General features: G+C 72.0%; 1 protein-coding gene and 1 pseudogene. Both read right to left on the reverse strand.

The window, feature by feature from the left end; translation table 11 throughout:
• Window positions 1-269: pseudogene (locus tag I59_RS09875) on the reverse strand (chitinase); the annotation flags it as partial.
• Window positions 270-354: 85 nt separating this feature from the next.
• The coding region (locus tag I59_RS09880; RefSeq protein WP_031273550.1) for a glycoside hydrolase family 38 C-terminal domain-containing protein at window positions 355-1,261 on the reverse strand (907 nt) is incomplete at its 5' end.

A 1,261-nucleotide genomic window follows, 5' to 3' on the forward strand; every position in this document is an offset into this window, starting at 1 on the left:
CCGTCGAACGCGTTGGCGCCGTTCGCGAGCGTGTAGCGGCCGACGTTCGACAGCTGGTCGTTGTTGACCTCGACGTAGGCGATGCTGGTCGGCCCGGACTTCGTCGGGGTGGCGTGCGGCTGCGCGCCGTGGCCGACGCCGTGGTGCGCGCCGACCCCGTGGGCGAGCCCGGTGGGCGACGGCGCCGCAGAGGCGGCGGACGGCACGAGTGGTGCCGCGACCATCGCGGCGATGGCCGCGACGATCCCGAACTTCGTGGACTTCTTCATGGCACTCCTCTTCGAGTGATGAACCGGCCGACGGACGCCGACCGGGGACCGCCGCCGGGGCACCCGAAGCCCCGGCGGCGGGGTCTCAGACGGCCGTCCGCGCGAAGCGGAAGGTCCGGACCTCGTAGGCGTCGACCGGGAACGCCGCGACGCCGTCGGTGACCGAGGCCGCGCCGGGGAGCCCCGCGTCGGGCTCCTCGAGCAACGTGACCTCGACCGGCCCCGACCACCCGCCGTCGACCGCGATGCCGCCGGTCCCCCGACGTCCGGACGGCTCGTACACGCGGACGACCAGGTCGCCCGAGCGGTCGTCCGCGAGCTTCACGCTCGACAGCACGACATCGCCGGACACCTGCACGAGCGGCTCGAACCCGTGCGCTCCCGTGATCCGCCGCACCGACGCGTTCATGACCACGCCGGCCTCGGTGGCCCCGAGCTGGTCCGTCCCGATGACGAGGCCGTACCGGTGCGTCTGGGTGCCCTGGTCGGTCTCCGGGTCCGGGAACCGCGGCGCGCGCAGCAACGACAGCCGGACGGTGGTGGTCACGTGCCCGTCGACGGCGTCGCGGGTGGTGTCGAACCCGTGGATCGAGTCGTTCACGAGCGCCACCCCGAACCCGGGCTCCTCGACGAGGACGAACCGGTGCATCGAGGTCTCGAACTTCGCGGCCTCCCACGAGGTGTTCGTGTGCGTCACCCGCTTCTGCGCGCCGAACTGCGTCTCGGCGACGGTGTGCTCGGCGCGGACGTCGAGCGGGAACGCCACCTTGAGGAACTTCTCGGTCTCGTGCCAGTCCGTCACCTGGTCGAACTCGAGGGTGCGGGACCCGGGTGCGAGGACGATCTCCTGCGTCACGGTCGAGTCACCGAACGCACGCACGACCACCACGCGTGCGACTCCCCTGTCGTCGACCGATGCGACGAGCGAGGACACCTGGACGAGGTCCTCGACGCGGTTGCGGTAGTACCGGTCGACGTCCCACGCGTCCCAC

The sequence above is a fragment of the Curtobacterium sp. B8 genome (genome assembly GCF_000333315.1).
Classification (GTDB): Bacteria; Actinomycetota; Actinomycetes; order Actinomycetales; family Microbacteriaceae; genus Curtobacterium; species Curtobacterium luteum.